Source organism: Strawberry lethal yellows phytoplasma (CPA) str. NZSb11 (genome assembly GCF_000397185.1).
Taxonomy (GTDB): domain Bacteria; phylum Bacillota_I; class Bacilli_A; order Acholeplasmatales; family Acholeplasmataceae; genus Phytoplasma; species Phytoplasma australiense.
In genome coordinates, this window is record NC_021236.1 from 470455 (window position 1) to 488271 (window position 17817).

Genomic DNA, 17817 nt, shown 5'->3' on the forward strand with positions numbered 1-17817 from the left:
TGGTCTTGAATTGATTGTTTGGGATTGTTGTCATTTATTAAGTGGTTTGGCTGTTAGGTTTTTTAACAAAAAAATTTTAGACAAAATTTGAAAATTATTTTTAGTTTTCAAAGTTTTTTAAAAGCAAAAAAAATTATAAGTTTTAGAAAGAATAATGATTTCAAAAAAAGAATATTTTTATGCATAAAATATGCGCTATCCTCAAAAAAAATTGTTAATAATTGTAATATTGGTTGTTTTTTTTATTTTCAAAATTTAGTTATTTTTTGCATCAATATTTTTGTTGTAGTTAATTTAGTGTATTCAAAAAAATACGTTTTATTCATCATTTTTAGGTTTAAAAAACTTATAAAAATTTCTTTTTTCTAAAATAAAGGGGTTTGTAAAAATATGACACTTATTTTTTACAATATTTCTCGCAAAACAGTTAATTTTGCAGCGAAGATGAAAAAAACATATGCATCACAAAATTTAATAGCAATAAAATAAAAACTTTTCAAAATGATATTTATTTTGTTAAATATTTTTGAAATTTATGGGTAATATTTTTAAAATTGCATTTGGCAATGTTTTTTAAAATTGAATTTCCGTGTTTTTCGACAATTGAAGCAATTTGCCGATCCACCCTTTCGCCTGCCCCTAAGTATAATTTGCAATCTAATTGATGGTTTAATTGATTCATTTTTTTCAAAAAATAATATCTAGCAATAAGAGATGCAACAGCAACGCTTAAATAATTGCTGTCTGCTTTTGTTTGAAAATTGATTTTTTGATAAACAGATGTTTCATCTTTTAAATAATTAAAATATAATTTGGGTAAACAAAATTGATCTAAAATAACAGGCACGGCTTTGTTAATTTTTTCAACAGTTTGAAGAATAGATAAATTATGCATTAAAGCTTTAATTTTGTTTAAATTGTTGTTGACAATCAATTTATTGTATTTGCTTGGTTTTATTGTGACAATCGTTTTAATAACTTTATCCATAATTAAAGGAACAGTTTGGATAATGTTTTTATCTAACATTTGTTTTGATTCAGAAAGAAAAATTTTTTTTTGGAAAAAAGTAATGTTTTGAGGAGGAATATAAACAGAACAAACTATAATAGGGCCAAAAACATCTCCAGTTCCTACTTCATCAGAGCCAATCGATTCTAAATAATAAGATTTTGTGTTTTTTTTTTCATTTAATGGCTTTGTTTGTAATAATTTTTGCAAAAAAAGAATTTTAGAAAAAGCATCTGAACCTTGAACCAATAAAGTGCCGTTGCGATAAACAGTTATCATATTTTTATCGCTTTTGACAAAAAAAGCAATAGTTTTGGAATTGCTTTGCGTTTGCAACTCTTTTTGGTAATATTTTTGAATTACCATAAACTGGTCTGAATTTAATTTTAAAGTGAAATGTGACATTTCTTTTTCTTAATCCTTTTAATTAATTATTTTTGGAATCCGAAAAATTATAAAAAATTTAAAAATAAAGATTGGAGTTTTAAAAATATAGCGTTTCTTTTTTTACCAAAATTTCTTGAAAAACAGTTAATTTGGTTTCAACATTATCAATTTTTTTCTGCTATTTGAGTCCTTGATTGTGGATTTTTTTAGTTTTGGAATTTCCATAAATTAGTTGCAATTAAGGTTTTTAAATTGTTTTTAATTTCTCAAAAAAAATATAAAATGTTTTTTATAGCCGAGACAAGTTGTGTGTGTGAATGATTTGGCGTGCGCTGGAAAGAGATTGTGATAGTAGATAAGTTAGGAAAAGAAGAAAGGAGAATTGCATAATTTATTCATCTCCTAGGGTTGGATATGGGGTTGGTTGAGGGATAAAACGGTGTGTTTTAGGATCATGTTCGTAGATGTATTCAACGTTTTTTTCAGATTTTATGATGATTTGAGGTGGATAGACTGCTTGTGGGTCTGATTCTTTGATGGGTTTGTAATAAATTCGTTTAATTGATGGATTTGGCGTCGGATCGAATTTGGTAGTGATTTCAATTGATTCATCAGGGTGGAAAATTAATCCTATAATCGGAATTTGTGTTTCAGAGTCGCATTTAAAGATAGGGATAGAATATTTGCGTTTCGATTGTAGGATTTGTTTTCCTACTCTCTATTACAAACAGCCCCGCCTCCAAACCGTACGAGTAAGTTTCCAAGCATACGGCTTTCACTACCCACTCTCATTTCTGAGTTAGAACAATATTGCTATTGTTGTTTACGTTCATCCAGATTTGTTTTCTGTCTGATTGAAATTATAACTCATTATAGTTTAGGTTAGAGATATTCATCCCTTCCAGTGTGCTGCTTATCAGATTTGAGTATTCCAACTCGTTTCCTTAGTATTGCTACCTATCAGCCTTCTATTGAACGTAATAATTTCCACGAGGGGTACTAGCTCTTTCACCTTGTACTTAGCTTTCCTAAGCTCCGTGGGAGGGCAATTATCATTGTTATTCCAAACAATGTTTTAGTTACTCCGACTACTACAAACCTCTTTCTCCTTGGGGATGTGGGCTTTTATTCCCACACTAGAACCTTTAGGATTATCCAAGTTCCTCACTTTATCTACCTTCATTCCTTAGGAGAAGTTACCACTTATGTTTTAGCGTCTTTCCTGACTGTTGGTGAGATTCCAGGTTTTCTTTAGTGATTGATAAACTATCCAACACACATCATTTTTGTTGATAGTGTCTGGACTGCTCGCTTGTAGTAGTTTGCGACGCAGGTTTTGATATTGCATCTTCTTTTCTTCTTAGGCCATTTCAGGCTTTTCCATAGAATGATTTGTTAGCGATGTCATCTTGACTAACTACTTCGTCTCAACCCGCATTTATGAACTGCTTTAATCCACCATCTTTTCATTTGATGGACCGTTCATATACTTTCAGTGTTTATCGGCGTTGGGAATTGGTTAGATTCCAAGATAAAGTGTGCTTCTTTGACGCCCTGATGTAATCAATGGTTTTTTCGTCGGATTTTGTAAATAAAATTAGGGTTAACTTGTCTATTCTTGGGTAGTGTTTGGTGTATTGTGAGTCATCAAGATTTTTGCGATTAGGGAAAAATCGGCGATTATTAATGAAAAACAAAATTACCACAAATGACAACATTGTAATAAAATAATTCCAATTAAAAAATAATTTTTTGTTTATCAGTTATTTGCATATTATTTATTCTCCTTATTCTTTTTTGTTTTTCTTATTATTTTTTTGCACGTTTTCTTCTAGCATTAATTTTTCTATTTATAACAAATATTTACTGTTTGCTATTTTGTCATTTATTAAGTTGTTTTTGGAAAAAAACATTTTTAGACTTAATTTGAAAATTATTTTTTTAGGCTTCAAGATTTTTTTAAAAGCAAAAGTGTCTGTAAGTTTTGGGAAAAAACACATTTCAAAAACAAGTAATGTTTTTATGCATAAAATATTTACGATATTCAAAAAGAATTGTTAATAATTGCAAAAAAGTTGTGGAAGGTTTTTTATTTTTTCAAAAGTTAGTTAGTTTTTACATCAATATTTTTGTTGTAATTAATTGTATATTCAAAAAATATGTTTTATTCATCATTTTTAGGATCTAAAAAAAACTTATAAAAGTTTCTTTTTTCTAAAATAGAAATTGGAGTTGTAAAAGTCTGGTTCTCAGTTTTTTCCAAGGTTTCTTGCAAAACAGTTAATTTTGCATCAATATTATCCAAATACCAAATTAAAAGAGTTTCTGCTATTTGAGGGTTTTTAGCAGCTTCATATTCTAAAAGTCCATGATTAGAAATAAGAATGTGTTTGAGAAGTAAAATTTCTTCTGTATTTTGGAAACCTAATAAATTAGCTTCTTTTTCCACCTCAAAAGTAATCATCAATAAATGACCCAATAATTTCCCTTCTTTTGTATAATTCTTTTTATCTGCATCAATTTCTTGAATTTTTGCCATATCATGCAAAATAATTCCTGCATACAACAAATCGCGGTTTAAAAAAGGATAAATGTTAAGAAGAGATTCTGCCATTTTTAACATATTCCAAGTGTGATAACCCAATCCGCCGTAATAATTATGATGCATTTTCAAAGCTGCTTTGGCAATCAAAAAGTCTTTTTTATTTTTAAAATATAAATTAGTTGTTATCTTTTTGATGATTTTGTTTTTTATTTGAGCAAGATATTTTTCTAATTCTCGTTCAATCACTGCAAATGAAACAGGAGAGCAGACAAAAAAAGCTAAAAAAACATCATATAAAGTTTGGGCATCAAGCACTTCTTGCGCCAAACTAAATTTTTGATTCAACAAAACCAACTCCTCTTTATCCAAAAGGCAAATAGTTTGAAAACAGTATATTTTTCCTTGTACAGGGCTTGGTGTTTCTTTGTCTAATTTAACATTAATATCCGTTTTATTAGTTAATTGCAAATTGACATTATAAAAATGATTTCCTTGATTAATACTCGTTACTTTTCCTACTAAATGATTTATTTGATCTTTTTGTTTTATAATAATATTATTGTTTGTCATATTTTTTTCTCTTTTTTTCTTTTTTATGCCAAGCATCCACTTTTTCATTATGTTTGTGATTGAAAACAAATGCTTTTAATTCTTCTAATTCGTTAGTTATTTTTTTTTCTAAAACAGCTTGAATTACTTTTTGTTTTATTTCTGGGATTCGATGAGGGGCTATTTGGCGCCAATCCATTTTTAATTCTTGAAAGTTTTTCAAAGGGAGATTTTTATATGTTTGTTTGATATTGTCTAAATTTTCAATCAAAAAATTTTTTGATTTTTGAGGAGATAAAAGGTAATTGATTTTATAAGCTAACAAACAATTGGAAAGTTGATGTGTGAATAAATTCAATTTTAAATTTGTGAAAATATGATTACTTAAAATGATTAAGGTTTGGCATTGTTTCTTTTTTTTAGAATTAATAGGGAAAAGGGAAAAAATATTTTTGTTAAAAACAAATGCAATGCTCCAAAAAATATTTTCTTCTAAGTTTTTGTTTGTAAATTCTTCATCTTTTAAAGAAGCAAAAAAAATAATGGCTTTTGTAATGGGTTTTAAAAATAAATGAGCCTTTGTTTCAATCATCATTTTAAAACTCGCTTGCCAATGAGGATAAGTAATTATTTTTTGTAAATATTCATAAATTCTTGAAGAAGATATTTGGGTTAATAAATGTGAATGTTTCGTTAAAGCAATTTGCGTTTGTTTTTCTATTTGAAAATTTAATTTAGCTTGAAAATAAAAAGCTCTCATTATTCTTAAGGCATCTTTTTCAAAACTTATAAAAGGATTTTGAATCGTGCGAAGTATTTTTTTTGTTAAATCTGATTTTCCTTCGGTCCAATCAAAAATTTGTCCCTTTTCATCCATTAATAAAGCATTAATAGTAAAATCTCTTCTAATAACATCTTTTTTAACTTCCTGAATAAAAACGATTTTGTTAGGATGACGGTGATTTAAATAAATATCTTCTTCTCTGTAAGTGGTGATTTCAAAACTTTCTTCTTCAAAAATAATTTTAATGCATCCGTAATAAGCTCGTTTTTGGCTTTGAAAAATAGCATTAATATCTTGTGGCACAGCATTTGTTGTAATATCAACATCTTGGTTGAATGGGATATTTAATAAATAATCTCTCACAGCACCACCTACAATAAAGGCTTCAAATCCTTTTTGTTTAAATATTTGAATAATTTTTTGTGCTTTTTTAATTTTTCCAAGAGATGATAAATTTTTCATATTTTTATTACTTTTGTAAATTGGTTGATCGCACTCCATCCAAATAATGTTTTTAATTAATAAAAAAAGACCATTAAAAGATGGTCTTTATAATAAAATAGATGTATTTTTTGTCTTTTTAGAACCATCTTTTTTTCTTAATTGTTGAAAAAAGGTTTTTAAAAGATCTGAACTTTCTTGCGCTAAAAAACCTGAATGAGCAATAACTTTATGAGGCAATGGGAGTTCAAAAGAAGTCAATAAGCTTTTGATGCAACCGGTTTTAGAATCAGCGGCACCATAATACACATGTTTAACTCCGGCCTGAATTAAAGCACCCGCACACATTAAACAAGGTTCTAAAGTAACATAGACAGAAGAATTAGTCAAACGACGATTTTTTAATTTTTTATTAGCTTTTATAAGGGCTAAAAATTCAGCATGACCAAAAAAAAGGTTTTTTTGTTTCCGATTGTTGTGAGCTCGCGCAATAATCTGATTATTTAAAACAACTACCGCACCCACAGGAACTTCTTTTTTCAAATAAGCTTTATAAGCTTCTTGAAAAGCTGCTTTCATAAAAAAGAGATTTTTGTCATTTTGAGTCATAAAAACTTAAAATACACCTGTTTTTTTAATACTTTTATAAATTAATGGTTTTTTTATCAACGTCTAATAATTCATGATGACGGCGGCAACGAGGTTCATGATATTCTTGACCGCCTACTAAAATTGTTGAATCATTGCTTTTGGCTGGTTTTCCGTTAATTAATCTTTGTGTTTTAGTAGCTTTTTTACCACTAACAGCACAAATAGCAGTTAACTTAGTCACAACTTCTGCTAACGCTAACAAATAAGGCATAGGTCCGAAGGGTTTGCCTTTAAAATCAAGATCTAAACCTGCTAAAATAATTTGAATATTTTGGTTAGCCAAATAATCAACAATCCCAAAAATATCATTATCTAAAAATTGAACTTCATCAATGATTATTAAGTCAGTTTCTGGAGTAACAAAAGGGAGAATATCGCGACTTTGATCAATTAAAATCGCAGGAAATTTATTTTGACTGTGAGAAACAATGAATCCTTCAGAAGAATAACGATTATCAATGCGAGGCTTAAATGATAGAATATTTTTTTTCAATTTTTGAGCTTCTTGATAGCGTTTTATTAACGCTTCTGTTTTTCCTGCAAACATAGGACCACAAATAACTTCAATGAATCCTTGTTGTTCTTTTGGCATTATTTTAAAACCTCTTCTATTAACTTCATTATTATGAGTTTTTGGAAGTTATTTATTTTTTTCTTTTTGGTCAACTGATTTTTGAGTGTTCACATTATAACGTTTATTAAATTTATCAATTGGACCCGCGGCAACAACAAAATTTTGCGAACCAGTGTAAAAAGGTCCACATTTGAAACATGTTTCTATTTTGATGCTAGGAACCGTTGTTTCAACTTGATATTGTCTTTCGCAAGTTGGACAAGAAATTTTAACGGTTTGAGATTTAGGATGGATGTTATTTTTCATATTTATAAAGACTCCTTGATAATTATTAAAAACTTAATGAAAAAAATTAAACTCTTTTTAATTTAAGTTTTTTTAAAGCTCTGGCAGCAATTTTTACCTTTTGTACTTTTCCTTGTTCGTTAATAATTCTAACGCTTTGCAAATTACTTTTCCAAACTCTCTTTGTTGCGTTCATCGCGTGACTGCGACGATTTCCAAAAAGAGTAGTTTTACCAGTCACATAACATTTCATGTTTTTATCCCCTTTGCTTATATTTACATATACTTTCATTATATCATAATTAATGATTAAGATATAAATTATTTTTTTCTTTTTTAAAATGGTTTTTATGTGTGGAAGTTGTCATTTAAAAGAAACAACTGGTTTAAATTGAACTTTTCCAAACATTCACAAAATTTAGTTTTTAAAAATTCAATAATAAGTAGCCAAAATCGGCGGTAGGCATGGGGAGATGATGTTTTTTTAGTTATTTTTAAATACTGAGCTTACGAAATAATTTAAAAACGCATTAACAAAGGACAAGGATTGATTTTACAAAAGAAAAAATTTAAAAAAATAATAGCTAGTAAAAATAATGTTGGTTATAAAATAGTTTTTCCTAATGATTTAGCTGTTTATCCTCAAAATTTAGACAGAGGAACTATTTGTGTTAATCTTTCAAATAAAAAAGTTCTTATTTCTCCTTCTTACAAAATATATAAAATAAATACTGATAAGATATCTTGTCTTTATTTGCATTATTTAGTAAGAAACGACAATTCTATTTTAATTTATGATTCTATTATTAATAAAGGCAATTCATGTGGTCGCGTATGTTCTGATATGAAATCTTTTTTAAATTTAGAATTTTTCTTTCCTTCCTTAAAAGAACAAAACAAAATCGCTTTTTTTTGTCTTTGTTAGATGAAAGAATTAAAATAATACAAAACTTATTAGAAAAACATCAACAAGAATATCAATTATATTTCAATAAGATGTTTTATTTTAAATAAAAATTAATAAGAGATTAAACTTTTTTGTCTCTTTTTTTATCTTTTTTTGATGAATTTTATTATTTTTTTAAAAAATAATAAATGAATTTGGTAATTTTTTTCAATAAAACAACTCTGTTGCTTATTTTCTTATTATCAAAGATGATTAAAGAAAGCAATTTTTAACATTTATCTTTTTTTAAAAATATCTTTTTGTACAATGACTTTTTTTAACAAATAAAAAAATAAGACCCTCTCAAAGGGTCTTTTTATTTTAGTTCTAAATAACGTTTTTCTTTAACTTCTTTTGTATCTTTTTTAGTAACACTTAACTTTAGTAAACCTTCTTCCAAGCGTCCTTGGATATCTTCTAATGAAAAACCTTTTCCTAAGTAAAAATTACGTCGGAAAATACCTTGTAATCTTTCTTTTCTTAAAAAATTACGTTCTTTTTTTTCATTTTCTTGATTTGTTTTAGCTTCAACAATCAAATAACCTTTTTCTAAGGCTACTTTAATATTTTCTTTTTGGAAACCCGGCAATTCCACGGTAATTAAATATTTATCATCTTTTTCTTGGATATCTGTTTTCATCATATGGTTCAAATTGGTTGGTTGAATTCCTGCGAATAAATCTTCAAATAAATCTTTTTCTGAGTCAATTAAATTAAATAACATTTTTATCACCTCTTCAAAGTATTTTTATCAAACTTAAATTATTTTTTAAGTTCAATTGTATTTTAACAAAAAAAAATAGCACTGTCAACCCTTGAGTGCTAATTAATTTTTTTCAATATCTTTCCACCAGTTTTTGAGTTAAAGTATCAAGGTTAAAAAATAAAGAGATGAGTGATGATGAAATTTAAAATAATTGATTATGATTACAAGTTTTTCTGGCTTATCAATCCAAAAACTAACACATTTTTCAAACCATCTTTAATATTGAATAAAACAGTTGGAACAAAATAACAAAAAAATAACTTTCTTAAGATGCCCCTAAATTATAAATTACAAACAAAGAGTTAAAAGAAAAACTAAAAAAGAAAGAAAAAACTTAAAAATGCAAATCTTTACATAATTTTAAACTACAAACATCAAAATATGACATTATTTGCTCCAAAAAAAAGGTTTTTTTGGGATTTGTTTATGGAAAAATTGCAGGCATATTTTCTGAATTTAGCAAAATATGAAAAAACTTAGGACGCTTTTGTTTTTAGTTAATTTTTTTGTTAGTTTAAATAATATTAAATTATCTATTATTTTTAGTTTGAAAGAATATTTTTGAACACAAAAAAATGTCTAAAAAATCATTTCGCCATCTTAAAGAAAAAACATAAACAACAAAACATTGGAATTTTTAATCGTAAAACATGTGTAATTATCACAAGCTTTTTAGGTTTTTAAAAAATTTAAAATAAAAATTGTTTTAAAAACATTTGTTTTTCGTTTGTAATTGTAAATAAACTAATATCTTTGAATGATTTTATTGGCTTTGGTGCTTTTAGGTTTTTAAACTTACAAGATTAATTTGTTTAGTTTGTTTAATGCATATCCTCAACTTTAAACAAAGATAATTTGCAATTGACAGAAATTAAAAGACTATCAAAAAAAGGAATAATTTTAATGAAATGTCAGAGTTTTTTTTAATTTAAAGAAATTGTAATTATTGCAATCTTTTTTAAGTTTAAAAAAATAAAACAAAAAGTGTAAAAAAAGAAAATAAATCGTAATTAGTTTGGAAAAATAATATTTTTTTATTCATCAAAACAATTTTTAAGGAGTGCGTCCGTTTTTTAATAATATAACAAACACAATCAGATATAAAAAATTTATTTCTAGTCAAAAATTCCATAATTGATTCATTTTGGTATATTCATTTTATCTTAATTTATTATTTATTTTACTTAGTAAAACTAAATTTTTCAGGAATTAATTATTTTTTAACTAAAAAATTATCAAAAACATTATTTATCAAAAACATTATCTTAATTGAAATTAGAATCATTTAATAATCTTTGTGTATAAGGATGTTTTGTGTGTGAAAATATTTCTTCTGTAGTACCTTGCTCAACTATATTGCCTTGGTACATTACAGCTAAAGAATCACAAAAATATCTAACTACTTCTAAATCATGAGAAATAAAAATGATAGTTAATCCTAATTGTTTTTTTAAATCGTTTAATAAATTAAGGATTTGGGCTTGAATAGAAACATCCAAAGCTGAAATAGGTTCGTCTGCAATAAGTATGGTAGGTGTTACGATTAAAGCTCTGGCAATGACGATTCTTTGTTTTTGTCCTCCTGAAAATTCATGAGGATAACGAGATAAATCACTTAGTCTTAAGTCTACTAAACGAATCATTTGGTTAACTTTCTTTTGTCTTAATACTTGATCTTTAATCCCTTGGCAAATCAAACCTTCTTCAATTAAATCTTTAACAATCATTTTAGGATTTAAGGCTGTATCTGGGTTTTGAAAAATCTGGGGAGATGATGTTTTTTAGACATTTTTTGTTTTAAAAAATTATTCTTTAAAACTACAAAAATAATAGATAATTTCATATCTTTTCAAATCAACAAAACAAATTAATTAAACCAAAATCGTCCATAAGTTTTTTAATATTTTGCTCGTTTCAAAAGATATATTTTTATCCCTTCACTATATAAGAGGCAAAAAAAATCGAAAACGCTAGTCTAAAATGAAGGGGTGTTATTTTTTTTACAAAATAATCACGTTTTTTGATGTTTTGTGATTTTGCAAGGGTATTTTTGCTCAAAAAAATGTACAGTGAAATAACCTCTTTTTAAAAAGGTTGTAGTTGATTTTATCATTAATTAAAATACTATCTGAAGGATTGAGAATATTTTAAAGGTGATAAATTATTTAATTTAGCCAACATCCATCTTTTATTCCAAAAAGAAGGGAAGTGATGGATAATTTTTTTAATTTCGTGTGGTTCTTGTTGAAATAAAAACGGATGTTGGTTGAATAAAATACTTTTCATTTGGCCGAAAAAGTTTTCAATCACAGCATTATCGCGTGGGGTTGCTTTGTGGGACATGCTGATTAAAAAGCCTTTTTTAATTAGTTTATTTTGCACTTTGAGCGATTGGTAAACCGTGCCGCGGTCGGAATGAATAACACAAGGGTCTTTTAGTGGGGGTAATTTTTTGATTGTATTTAAAATTAACTCTTTATCTTGGCGGTTTGAGGTGTGGGAGGCGATTATTTGATTGTTAAAAGAGTCAATGATTGCAGAAAAATAAACAAAACCTTCAGGAGTTGGGAAAAATGTGATGTCGGTAAATAATTTTTGAAGTGGTTTGGTTGCAATAAAATCGCGGTTGATAAGGTTGGGTGCTACACTTAATTTAGGCTTTAAGTTGTTTTTATATGCACGTTTGACTTTTTTTATTCTTAAACGGCAGCAAATATTATTTTCTTTCATAATTTGATACACTTTTTCCTTGGCGATGTGTTCGTTGAAAGTTTTTTGATATAAATGAGTGATTTTGCGATATCCGTAAAAATATTGATAACGAGAACATAAAGGCTGGATGCGTTTTTGTTGTAAAAGGTAGTTTTCGCATTGTAATCGTTTCTTTTCTTGATTTTTTAGCCAATAGTAATAAGTGCTGCGGTTGATTTTGATTGTTCTTAGGATGGTAGATAAATTGAGAGTTTTGAAAAAACGTTTAACTAATTTAAAAACAATTTCTTTATCAATGATTTTAATTTGAGAAATCATATTTTGTAATAATATTATTTTGTTATTTAATTTTTGCATTTTTTGTGTTTCTGACATCGATTATCTCCATATTTTTTTGTCAATTACAAAAATCATTGTAACATATTACAACATATTTGTGACCAAAATTACTCAATGAAATAAATATTATTTTTCAATAATTGTTTGTTTAATCGCTATAACCAGCCTCAGTTATTACTTTGGTTATTAAGCTTGTGCGTAAATTTAAAGCACTGTTGGTGGATAAAAAGGATGTTTTAGTCCAGTCGTGATTGAAAAAGAAGGGTTTTGATTTCTAAAAAAAAGGGGGGGTTGTGCGGAACTGGGGGGGTTCTTTTTCTATTCTATTTTTTCCCTCAAAAGGTTTATGCTTTATCTGAGCCCTTGAGGGCTCTTAGATTTTTTTCATTTTTGGATTTGAATATTTTTATCTACGGAACGCATCGGAAATTTTTAAAAAAACTTGAAGAGAGTTATTTATATCGTTAATGAAAATGATTAAAAAGAAAATACCGATAATATAAAATATCGATTATCATTATCATTATCGATATAAAATATAAAATATCACATGGCGTTTGAGATAGTATTTAACAGAAAAATATTAGGTAGCAAAGTGTTATAAAACTGTTAGTGGACTGTTATAAAAGTGTTAGATATTTTAGACCTTTGACTTTAATAAATACTTATACATTGGATGAAGCTTTTTCACACGATATCCTTGTTTAGCTCTGGTTATAAAGAAGTTAATGTGTTTTATGGTCTTCTTGGTGATAATAGATGATATTTAGGCCTTTTTTGTAGTTAGTTTTGATAAGATTATTGAATTTATCACGCTTATCAGGGTCTAGCGGAAATAAGCGTAAAGTTGTTAATTTGTTGATGTCGATTTTTCCAATTGTTTCTTTGATAGCATCTTTGGCGATATTTTTGTAATTGATTTGGAAGTTATCAAAATGCGTTTTAAGAGAGTTTGAGGATAAGGGTTTTGAGTGTTTATTATTGTGAATGTTGTTATCTTTGATTATGCTTTTTCTGAATGTTTGGATTTCTTCCAAAATTCTTGCATCAACAAAAAGAATTTGATTTTTGGGGCGGTAGTTCGCTTCGCGATAACCGCCTTCTTTTTTAGAGTGGGGAGTAATTGTAAGGTTAATTAATTCTTCTTTTAGAGCTTGTAGAAAAGTTTTGATTTCTTGTAAGTCAGTGGGGGTTGTTGGTTTATTGTTTTTATTCCCAAGAACCCCTCTTTTTTGGTTGTTTTCCATGTTTATGTTTCTCCTTTTTTTATTGTTGAATTTGTAATTTAGGCATTGCCTTAGCGTGTTGTGTTGTGATTTTTATTGAAACTTAAATAAATACCTTTGTTTGGGCTTGTTTTTGAAATGAGGTATTATAACTCAAAAGTTTCTGAAAAAGGCGAATAAGGGGTAAAATAACGAGTCATTTTTTCGCTCGTATTTGCCCTTATTTGCTTCTAATTTTTAAATTAGGTATTATAATTCAAATGGTGTTAAAAAAAGATGAAAAAAGGGTAAAATAAAGAGATTTTTTTGAAAATGTGTTATTTTATGCCTTTGAGGGTGAAAAGTGTTTTTTGTGGATTAAACTTTTTTTTATAGTTTATTTTAGTTTATATTTTTTTTAATGCTTCGTTGATTAACATTACATAATCAGGGTTTATTTCGATGCCGATATAATTTAAGTTTTTCTTTTTGGCAACTAAACATTCTGAACCTGAACCAGCGAAAGGAATTAAAACATTGCCTTTTTGGTTTTCCATAATCGCTGAATCAATTAATTTATTAGTTAACATTTGAGGTTTTTGGGTAGGATGAATAATAGTTTGATGAGGGGATTGGTGGTTTTTTAGTTCTTTGGATCTAAAAATTTTACAATCACAAGTTTTACACAAAAAGAACCGTTCTTTAAAGCCTGCGCCACCCGCCAAAGCAGGGACTTTGATGATATCACGCGGAAGAACTCCTTTTTCGTTTACGCGATATAAAGTTTCGGAATTGCCAAAACGGCCTAAAGTGCCATTTCTTTTTTTTCCATCATATTTCAAAAAATTGGAAGTATAAGGTTCTCTAATTTGGTCGATATTAATTTTTGGTTTTTCGTTATTCCAAAGACATAAAATGGATTCATAAGAACGTTGCCAAAAACTACAAGAAGGCATGTTTTTGTTAGTATAATGCCAAGCCAAAATTCTTTGTTTATGGACTGATGAAAAAATTAGGACACTTTTTATTTTTTAAAAATTCTTTAAGACTGACTTATTTTTAGTCGGTCTTTTTTTGTACCCAAAACTAAAAAATAATAATTTTTCTATCTTTTCTAAAAAAACGTTTTTTTAGAAAGGAGAACAATGCCGACAGATGAAAATAGAAAAAAAGAATTATTTCAAGAATTTTTAAAAAATAAAAAAAATTTGCAAATTTGCAAATCAGAAATCAACTTGTAGAACTTTATTACCCACTAGTTAATAAAATAGTTAGTAAGTTCAAATACTTCCCCTCAATACTTCAAAGACAAGATTTATTTCAAGAAGGTGTTTTAGGTTTAATCAATGCCCTCGAAGGGTATGATTTTCAAGTAGACATTGACCAGTTTATTGGATACGCTATCGAACACATTAAATTTGCGATTCACGAACTTATCCGCAAATGTCAATCAGCTTCAATGCCTCAAAAACACAAAAAAATAATAACTAAAATTGGTTTCGAAGAATGGGAAGAAGCCACACAACCCAAGTGGGATGAAATCCTTACGCCTCATCAACTATGGCTTAAACAAGCACATCACGATATTTTCTTACAAATATTAACTAAAAATTTAACGGATAAACAATTTGACGTTATCAGTTGGACCCTCGGGGTTTCCCCGAAAGACGTTGAAGACAACGATAAAGTTATTCGTTCCAACAAACAAATCGCGGAAGAATTAGAAAACAAATACAACCAAAAATTTTCTTTAAATCGCGTGGCAGTTATCAAAATTAGAGCCATCGCTAAATTACAAAAAATATTCAAAAAAGGAGAAAATAACTAATGTTAAATAGAACCCAATTAATCGGCCGTCTAACAAGCGACCCAAAAAAAGAATTTTTAAACAGCAAAGGAGAACGAATTGCTAAAGTTGATTTCGACTTAGCCGTAAACATCAAAGACAAAGTGCAATGTGGTAAGCTCCACGAAAATGGCACCATTTGAGAACAACATTTTTTTCCAAAAAAAATATGATTTTTTCGAAAAACCAAATTGTTTATTAACTACTTATATTATAACATAATTAAAATTATTTGTCAAAATATAAAATATTAATTATTTTTAAATTTGTTGTTCTCAACCAGTACCACTTTTTTTTGGTGGTTTTTTGAAGAAAAAATATTATACTTGTCAATACTAAAATATAAGAAAAATTATTTTTTTACACAATAATCACAAAATAATTGATTTAAAGAAATTTATTAATTATAAAAAAATAAATAATCAAAATATTACCTCTTAAATGATTTTATATTTATGATTTGATATTTATCATTCCCCACCCACTAAAAGTGTCATATAAGGACAAAATTTTGAGTTTTAAGGGGTAATTATTCTTTTTTAAAAAGTTATTTTTTTAAGTTCTATAAAAAAACCTACACAAATTGCCCTACGTTATGAAGGGCTTATAATTTTAATTATTTAATTAATATTTAAATAAATACTTTTATCACCTAACCAATATTAGTATTAGTGGTTAGGTTTTTTATTTTATATATTACATATATATTATACTATTAAAATATTATACTTGTCAATACTAAAATATAAGAAAAATTATTTTTTTACGCAATAATGCGGAATTTCCAATTTTGGGGTGGTTTTTCCATATAAAGGTTTTTTGAGAGTTCACTTAAAGGCTAAATTGGATTTAAGGGGGTATAAATTACAATTAGAGTTATTACCCTAATTGTAATTTAATCACAGCGAGAAGGGCAAAATAATGCGTTAAAGAGGCATGTTTGATTTTGGGGGGTATCTTTTTATTCTAAAATTAGTTATTTGAAATTATTATTTTAATTTCTTGTTTGACTTCTTCTTTATTATAACATAAAACTCTTTTTTAGATTTTACCAAAGATGAGCAAAAAAAAAAAAAAGACCTTCATTAGAAGGTCTTAATATCAATTAATATTTAATTCTTGAGGTTTTTTAGGTGGTGGAGTGGTGTCATAAAAATTATAAAAAGTATTGTTTGAGCCAAAACAGAAGATCCCATCAACATACCAATCATCTATGAAAGTATTTATATCATAACGATATCTACATTTTTTCCCTTCTTCATTATAAATGTCTCTTGATGAACGACCAAATTTATTTCTTATTTCTTGATCTGAATAAGAAATTCCAGGTTTAATGTAACATCGCTTCATCCAAAGTACATAAGCATCGCGATATTGTTTGGCGAGTTCGATTTGGAGTGTATCATTTTTACAAACTAAATAATAACAACAATCAGTAGTTTCAAAAGTATGTTTGACTATTTTAATCGGGAAAAGAATAGAAATTTTTTTATAAGCAGGAGAAGTAATTTCTATATAAGCATCACGATTTTCGCTTTGTTCTTCATAGTCATCTTCTTGAACTAAAGGAGGAAAAGTGTAAAGGTTGTTTTCTCGTTTCCAGTCGCGAATAACTTGGTAAGGATCAATAGCATCGGGTAATTTAATTTCTTTGATTCTTTTTTTAGTATTGAAAGAAAAAAGATAGATGTTTTTGGTGCCATCGGAGAGTTTCAATAAATCTTCAATGGTGTAAGTTTGGTGGTTGATGATTTCTTGGTAAAGTTCTTTAATTTCTTCTTGTAAAGATTCAATTTGTTTTGGCAATAACTCTTTTATTATTTCATTTTCGGTTTGATATCGTTTTATCATTTCTTCTCGCCATTCTATTCCACTTTTTAAAAAGCTAGTTTTTTGGTTTTCAGGGAGTAGACGAATCCCATCATCAAAGTAAATAGCAGCAATCTCAATACCATTAAATCCTCCTGCAGGTAAAGGAGCGATTAAACCTGTGGTAGGGGTAATATTATAACAACCTAATTTAATTAGTTTGGGTTCTTGGATGATTTTGTTTTTGATTAAGTATTCGTTTATCGCTTTTTCTTTATTGTCGCTTGCAAAGATATCTTGATTGACGAAAGTTATATTGACATTTGTTTGAGTCGGTTGTTTGTTAACGTCCCAAAAGACAAAAGCTTCCTCAATAGCGATTTCGTATTTTAAAAGGTCATCTAAGGTGTATTTATCGTCATCTCGAGGATATTGCTCCTTAAAAGGGTTTTGCCTGGCTTTGAAAAAAGCACAGATTAATCCTGCAGGAGGATTTTTGAGTTCCCAGATGATGAAATTTTTGGCATAAGGATTATAAGTAGGCTTTTTAACCAAACCATAAGTAGAAGTTTTAATATTGAAATATTTTAGGATTTCAGGGATACTTTCTTTGGATAAAACAGGAATGTCATATCTTTTCATTTTGGGTTGGGTCGCTAACCATTCTTGTTGGAGGGTTTCGTAATCTGCTAATTTAATTTTGGTTTTGTTTTGACTATGAAAAAAAGAAGAATGAGAATTGATGGAAGGGACAAAATTGAAGATAATAATTAATAACATAATTATTAATTTTTTAGATAAAGGGGATTTTAGTTATTTTAAACATTATTTAATAACCTACTTTTTTGTGATTTGGGTATAAAACCCCCCCTCTAGTTGAGGGGGGGTTATAAATTAGGTTTAAAAATGATCAGTTTTAGTTTATGCCAAAATTGTAAAAATTAAAATTACGTATTTACAAGGTTTTTT

Annotated in this window: 15 protein-coding genes and 1 pseudogene; 3 read left to right on the plus strand and 13 right to left on the minus strand. The window is 27.6% G+C overall.

Annotated elements, in window-relative coordinates:
- Positions 1 to 508 precede the first annotated feature (508 nt).
- From rnhC to rpmB, 7 genes are all read right to left on the minus strand, one after another.
- On the minus strand, positions 509 to 1414 hold the full coding sequence (rnhC, locus tag SLY_RS02240; RefSeq protein ID WP_015638005.1) for a ribonuclease HIII: 906 nt from the start codon (positions 1412 to 1414) through the stop codon (positions 509 to 511).
- Positions 1415 to 3560: 2146 nt separating this feature from the next.
- Complete coding sequence (locus SLY_RS02250; protein ID WP_148284438.1) at positions 3561 to 4511, minus strand: HD domain-containing protein; 951 nt, start codon at positions 4509 to 4511, stop codon at positions 3561 to 3563.
- Complete coding sequence (locus SLY_RS02255) at positions 4498 to 5736, minus strand: tRNA nucleotidyltransferase/poly(A) polymerase-related protein (RefSeq protein ID WP_041784326.1); 1239 nt, start codon at positions 5734 to 5736, stop codon at positions 4498 to 4500. Before SLY_RS02255 ends, SLY_RS02250 begins: the two co-directional genes overlap by 14 nt.
- Positions 5737 to 5823: 87 nt before the next feature.
- Positions 5824 to 6324, minus strand: coding sequence for a nucleoside deaminase (locus SLY_RS02260; protein WP_012359174.1), 501 nt, complete (start codon positions 6322 to 6324; stop codon positions 5824 to 5826).
- Positions 6325 to 6358: 34 nt separating this feature from the next.
- Positions 6359 to 6958, minus strand: coding sequence for a thymidine kinase (locus SLY_RS02265; protein WP_012359175.1), 600 nt, complete (start codon positions 6956 to 6958; stop codon positions 6359 to 6361).
- Positions 6959 to 7006: 48 nt separating this feature from the next.
- Entirely contained in the window at positions 7007 to 7246 is a 240-nt protein-coding gene (rpmE, locus tag SLY_RS02270; RefSeq protein WP_012359176.1) for a 50S ribosomal protein L31, read from the minus strand.
- Between the two features lie 46 nt (positions 7247 to 7292).
- The gene (gene rpmB, locus SLY_RS02275) at positions 7293 to 7478 is read right to left on the minus strand and encodes a 50S ribosomal protein L28 (protein WP_012359177.1); all 186 of its coding nucleotides are present in this window, start codon (positions 7476 to 7478) and stop codon (positions 7293 to 7295) included.
- A 294-nt stretch (positions 7479 to 7772) separates the two neighbouring features.
- Here rpmB and SLY_RS02280 point away from each other — a divergent pair, with 294 nt between their 5' ends.
- A complete protein-coding gene (locus SLY_RS02280) occupies positions 7773 to 8150 on the plus strand; it encodes a restriction endonuclease subunit S domain-containing protein (protein ID WP_015638009.1) in 378 nt (125 codons plus the stop codon).
- Between the two features lie 337 nt (positions 8151 to 8487).
- Here SLY_RS02280 and SLY_RS02285 read toward each other — a convergent pair whose 3' ends face one another.
- From SLY_RS02285 to SLY_RS04975, 5 genes and pseudogenes are all read right to left on the minus strand, one after another.
- Entirely contained in the window at positions 8488 to 8895 is a 408-nt protein-coding gene (locus SLY_RS02285) for an Hsp20 family protein (protein WP_041784328.1), read from the minus strand.
- 1307 nt (positions 8896 to 10202) lie between these two features.
- Positions 10203 to 10700, minus strand: a complete 498-nt coding sequence (locus SLY_RS02290; RefSeq protein ID WP_268741343.1) for an ATP-binding cassette domain-containing protein — start codon at positions 10698 to 10700, stop codon at positions 10203 to 10205.
- 361 nt (positions 10701 to 11061) lie between these two features.
- Complete coding sequence (locus SLY_RS02295; protein WP_015638015.1) at positions 11062 to 12024, minus strand: IS3 family transposase; 963 nt, start codon at positions 12022 to 12024, stop codon at positions 11062 to 11064.
- Positions 12025 to 12628: 604 nt separating this feature from the next.
- Positions 12629 to 13235 (minus strand): annotated as a pseudogene (locus SLY_RS02300) (phase variable surface lipoprotein).
- Between the two features lie 365 nt (positions 13236 to 13600).
- Positions 13601 to 14176 carry a DNA methyltransferase gene (locus tag SLY_RS04975; RefSeq protein WP_012359182.1) on the minus strand — a complete coding sequence of 192 codons (576 nt, stop codon included), beginning with the start codon at positions 14174 to 14176 and terminating at the stop codon, positions 13601 to 13603.
- Positions 14177 to 14409: 233 nt separating this feature from the next.
- Here SLY_RS04975 and SLY_RS02310 point away from each other — a divergent pair, with 233 nt between their 5' ends.
- Both SLY_RS02310 and SLY_RS05455 read left to right on the plus strand, forming a co-directional pair.
- Positions 14410 to 15021, plus strand: coding sequence for a sigma-70 family RNA polymerase sigma factor (locus SLY_RS02310; protein ID WP_015638018.1), 612 nt, complete (start codon positions 14410 to 14412; stop codon positions 15019 to 15021).
- Positions 15021 to 15182 (plus strand): single stranded DNA-binding domain-containing protein, encoded by a 162-nt coding sequence (locus SLY_RS05455; RefSeq protein ID WP_200858673.1) that lies wholly within the window; start codon positions 15021 to 15023, stop codon positions 15180 to 15182. Before SLY_RS02310 ends, SLY_RS05455 begins: the two co-directional genes overlap by 1 nt.
- Positions 15183 to 16140: 958 nt before the next feature.
- Here SLY_RS05455 and SLY_RS02320 read toward each other — a convergent pair.
- The gene (locus tag SLY_RS02320; protein WP_015638020.1) at positions 16141 to 17628 is read right to left on the minus strand and encodes a hypothetical protein; all 1488 of its coding nucleotides are present in this window, start codon (positions 17626 to 17628) and stop codon (positions 16141 to 16143) included.
- Positions 17629 to 17817 lie beyond the last annotated feature (189 nt).

Excerpts from the sequence above, each read along its gene's own strand:
- rnhC (WP_015638005.1), bottom strand. The coding sequence starts at position 1,414 with ATGTCACATTTCACTTTAAAATTAAATTCAGACCAGTTTATGGTAATT.
- SLY_RS02250 (WP_148284438.1), bottom strand. The coding sequence starts at position 4,511 with ATGACAAACAATAATATTATTATAAAACAAAAAGATCAAATAAATCAT.
- SLY_RS02255 (WP_041784326.1), bottom strand. The coding sequence starts at position 5,736 with ATGAAAAATTTATCATCTCTTGGAAAAATTAAAAAAGCACAAAAAATT.
- SLY_RS02260 (WP_012359174.1), bottom strand. The coding sequence starts at position 6,324 with ATGACTCAAAATGACAAAAATCTCTTTTTTATGAAAGCAGCTTTTCAA.
- SLY_RS02265 (WP_012359175.1), bottom strand. The coding sequence starts at position 6,958 with ATGCCAAAAGAACAACAAGGATTCATTGAAGTTATTTGTGGTCCTATG.
- rpmE (WP_012359176.1), bottom strand. The coding sequence starts at position 7,246 with ATGAAAAATAACATCCATCCTAAATCTCAAACCGTTAAAATTTCTTGT.
- rpmB (WP_012359177.1), bottom strand. The coding sequence starts at position 7,478 with ATGAAATGTTATGTGACTGGTAAAACTACTCTTTTTGGAAATCGTCGC.
- SLY_RS02285 (WP_041784328.1), bottom strand. The coding sequence starts at position 8,895 with ATGTTATTTAATTTAATTGACTCAGAAAAAGATTTATTTGAAGATTTA.
- SLY_RS02295 (WP_015638015.1), bottom strand. The coding sequence starts at position 12,024 with ATGTCAGAAACACAAAAAATGCAAAAATTAAATAACAAAATAATATTA.
- SLY_RS05455 (WP_200858673.1), top strand. The coding sequence starts at position 15,021 with ATGTTAAATAGAACCCAATTAATCGGCCGTCTAACAAGCGACCCAAAA.
- SLY_RS02320 (WP_015638020.1), bottom strand. The coding sequence starts at position 17,628 with ATGTTATTAATTATTATCTTCAATTTTGTCCCTTCCATCAATTCTCAT.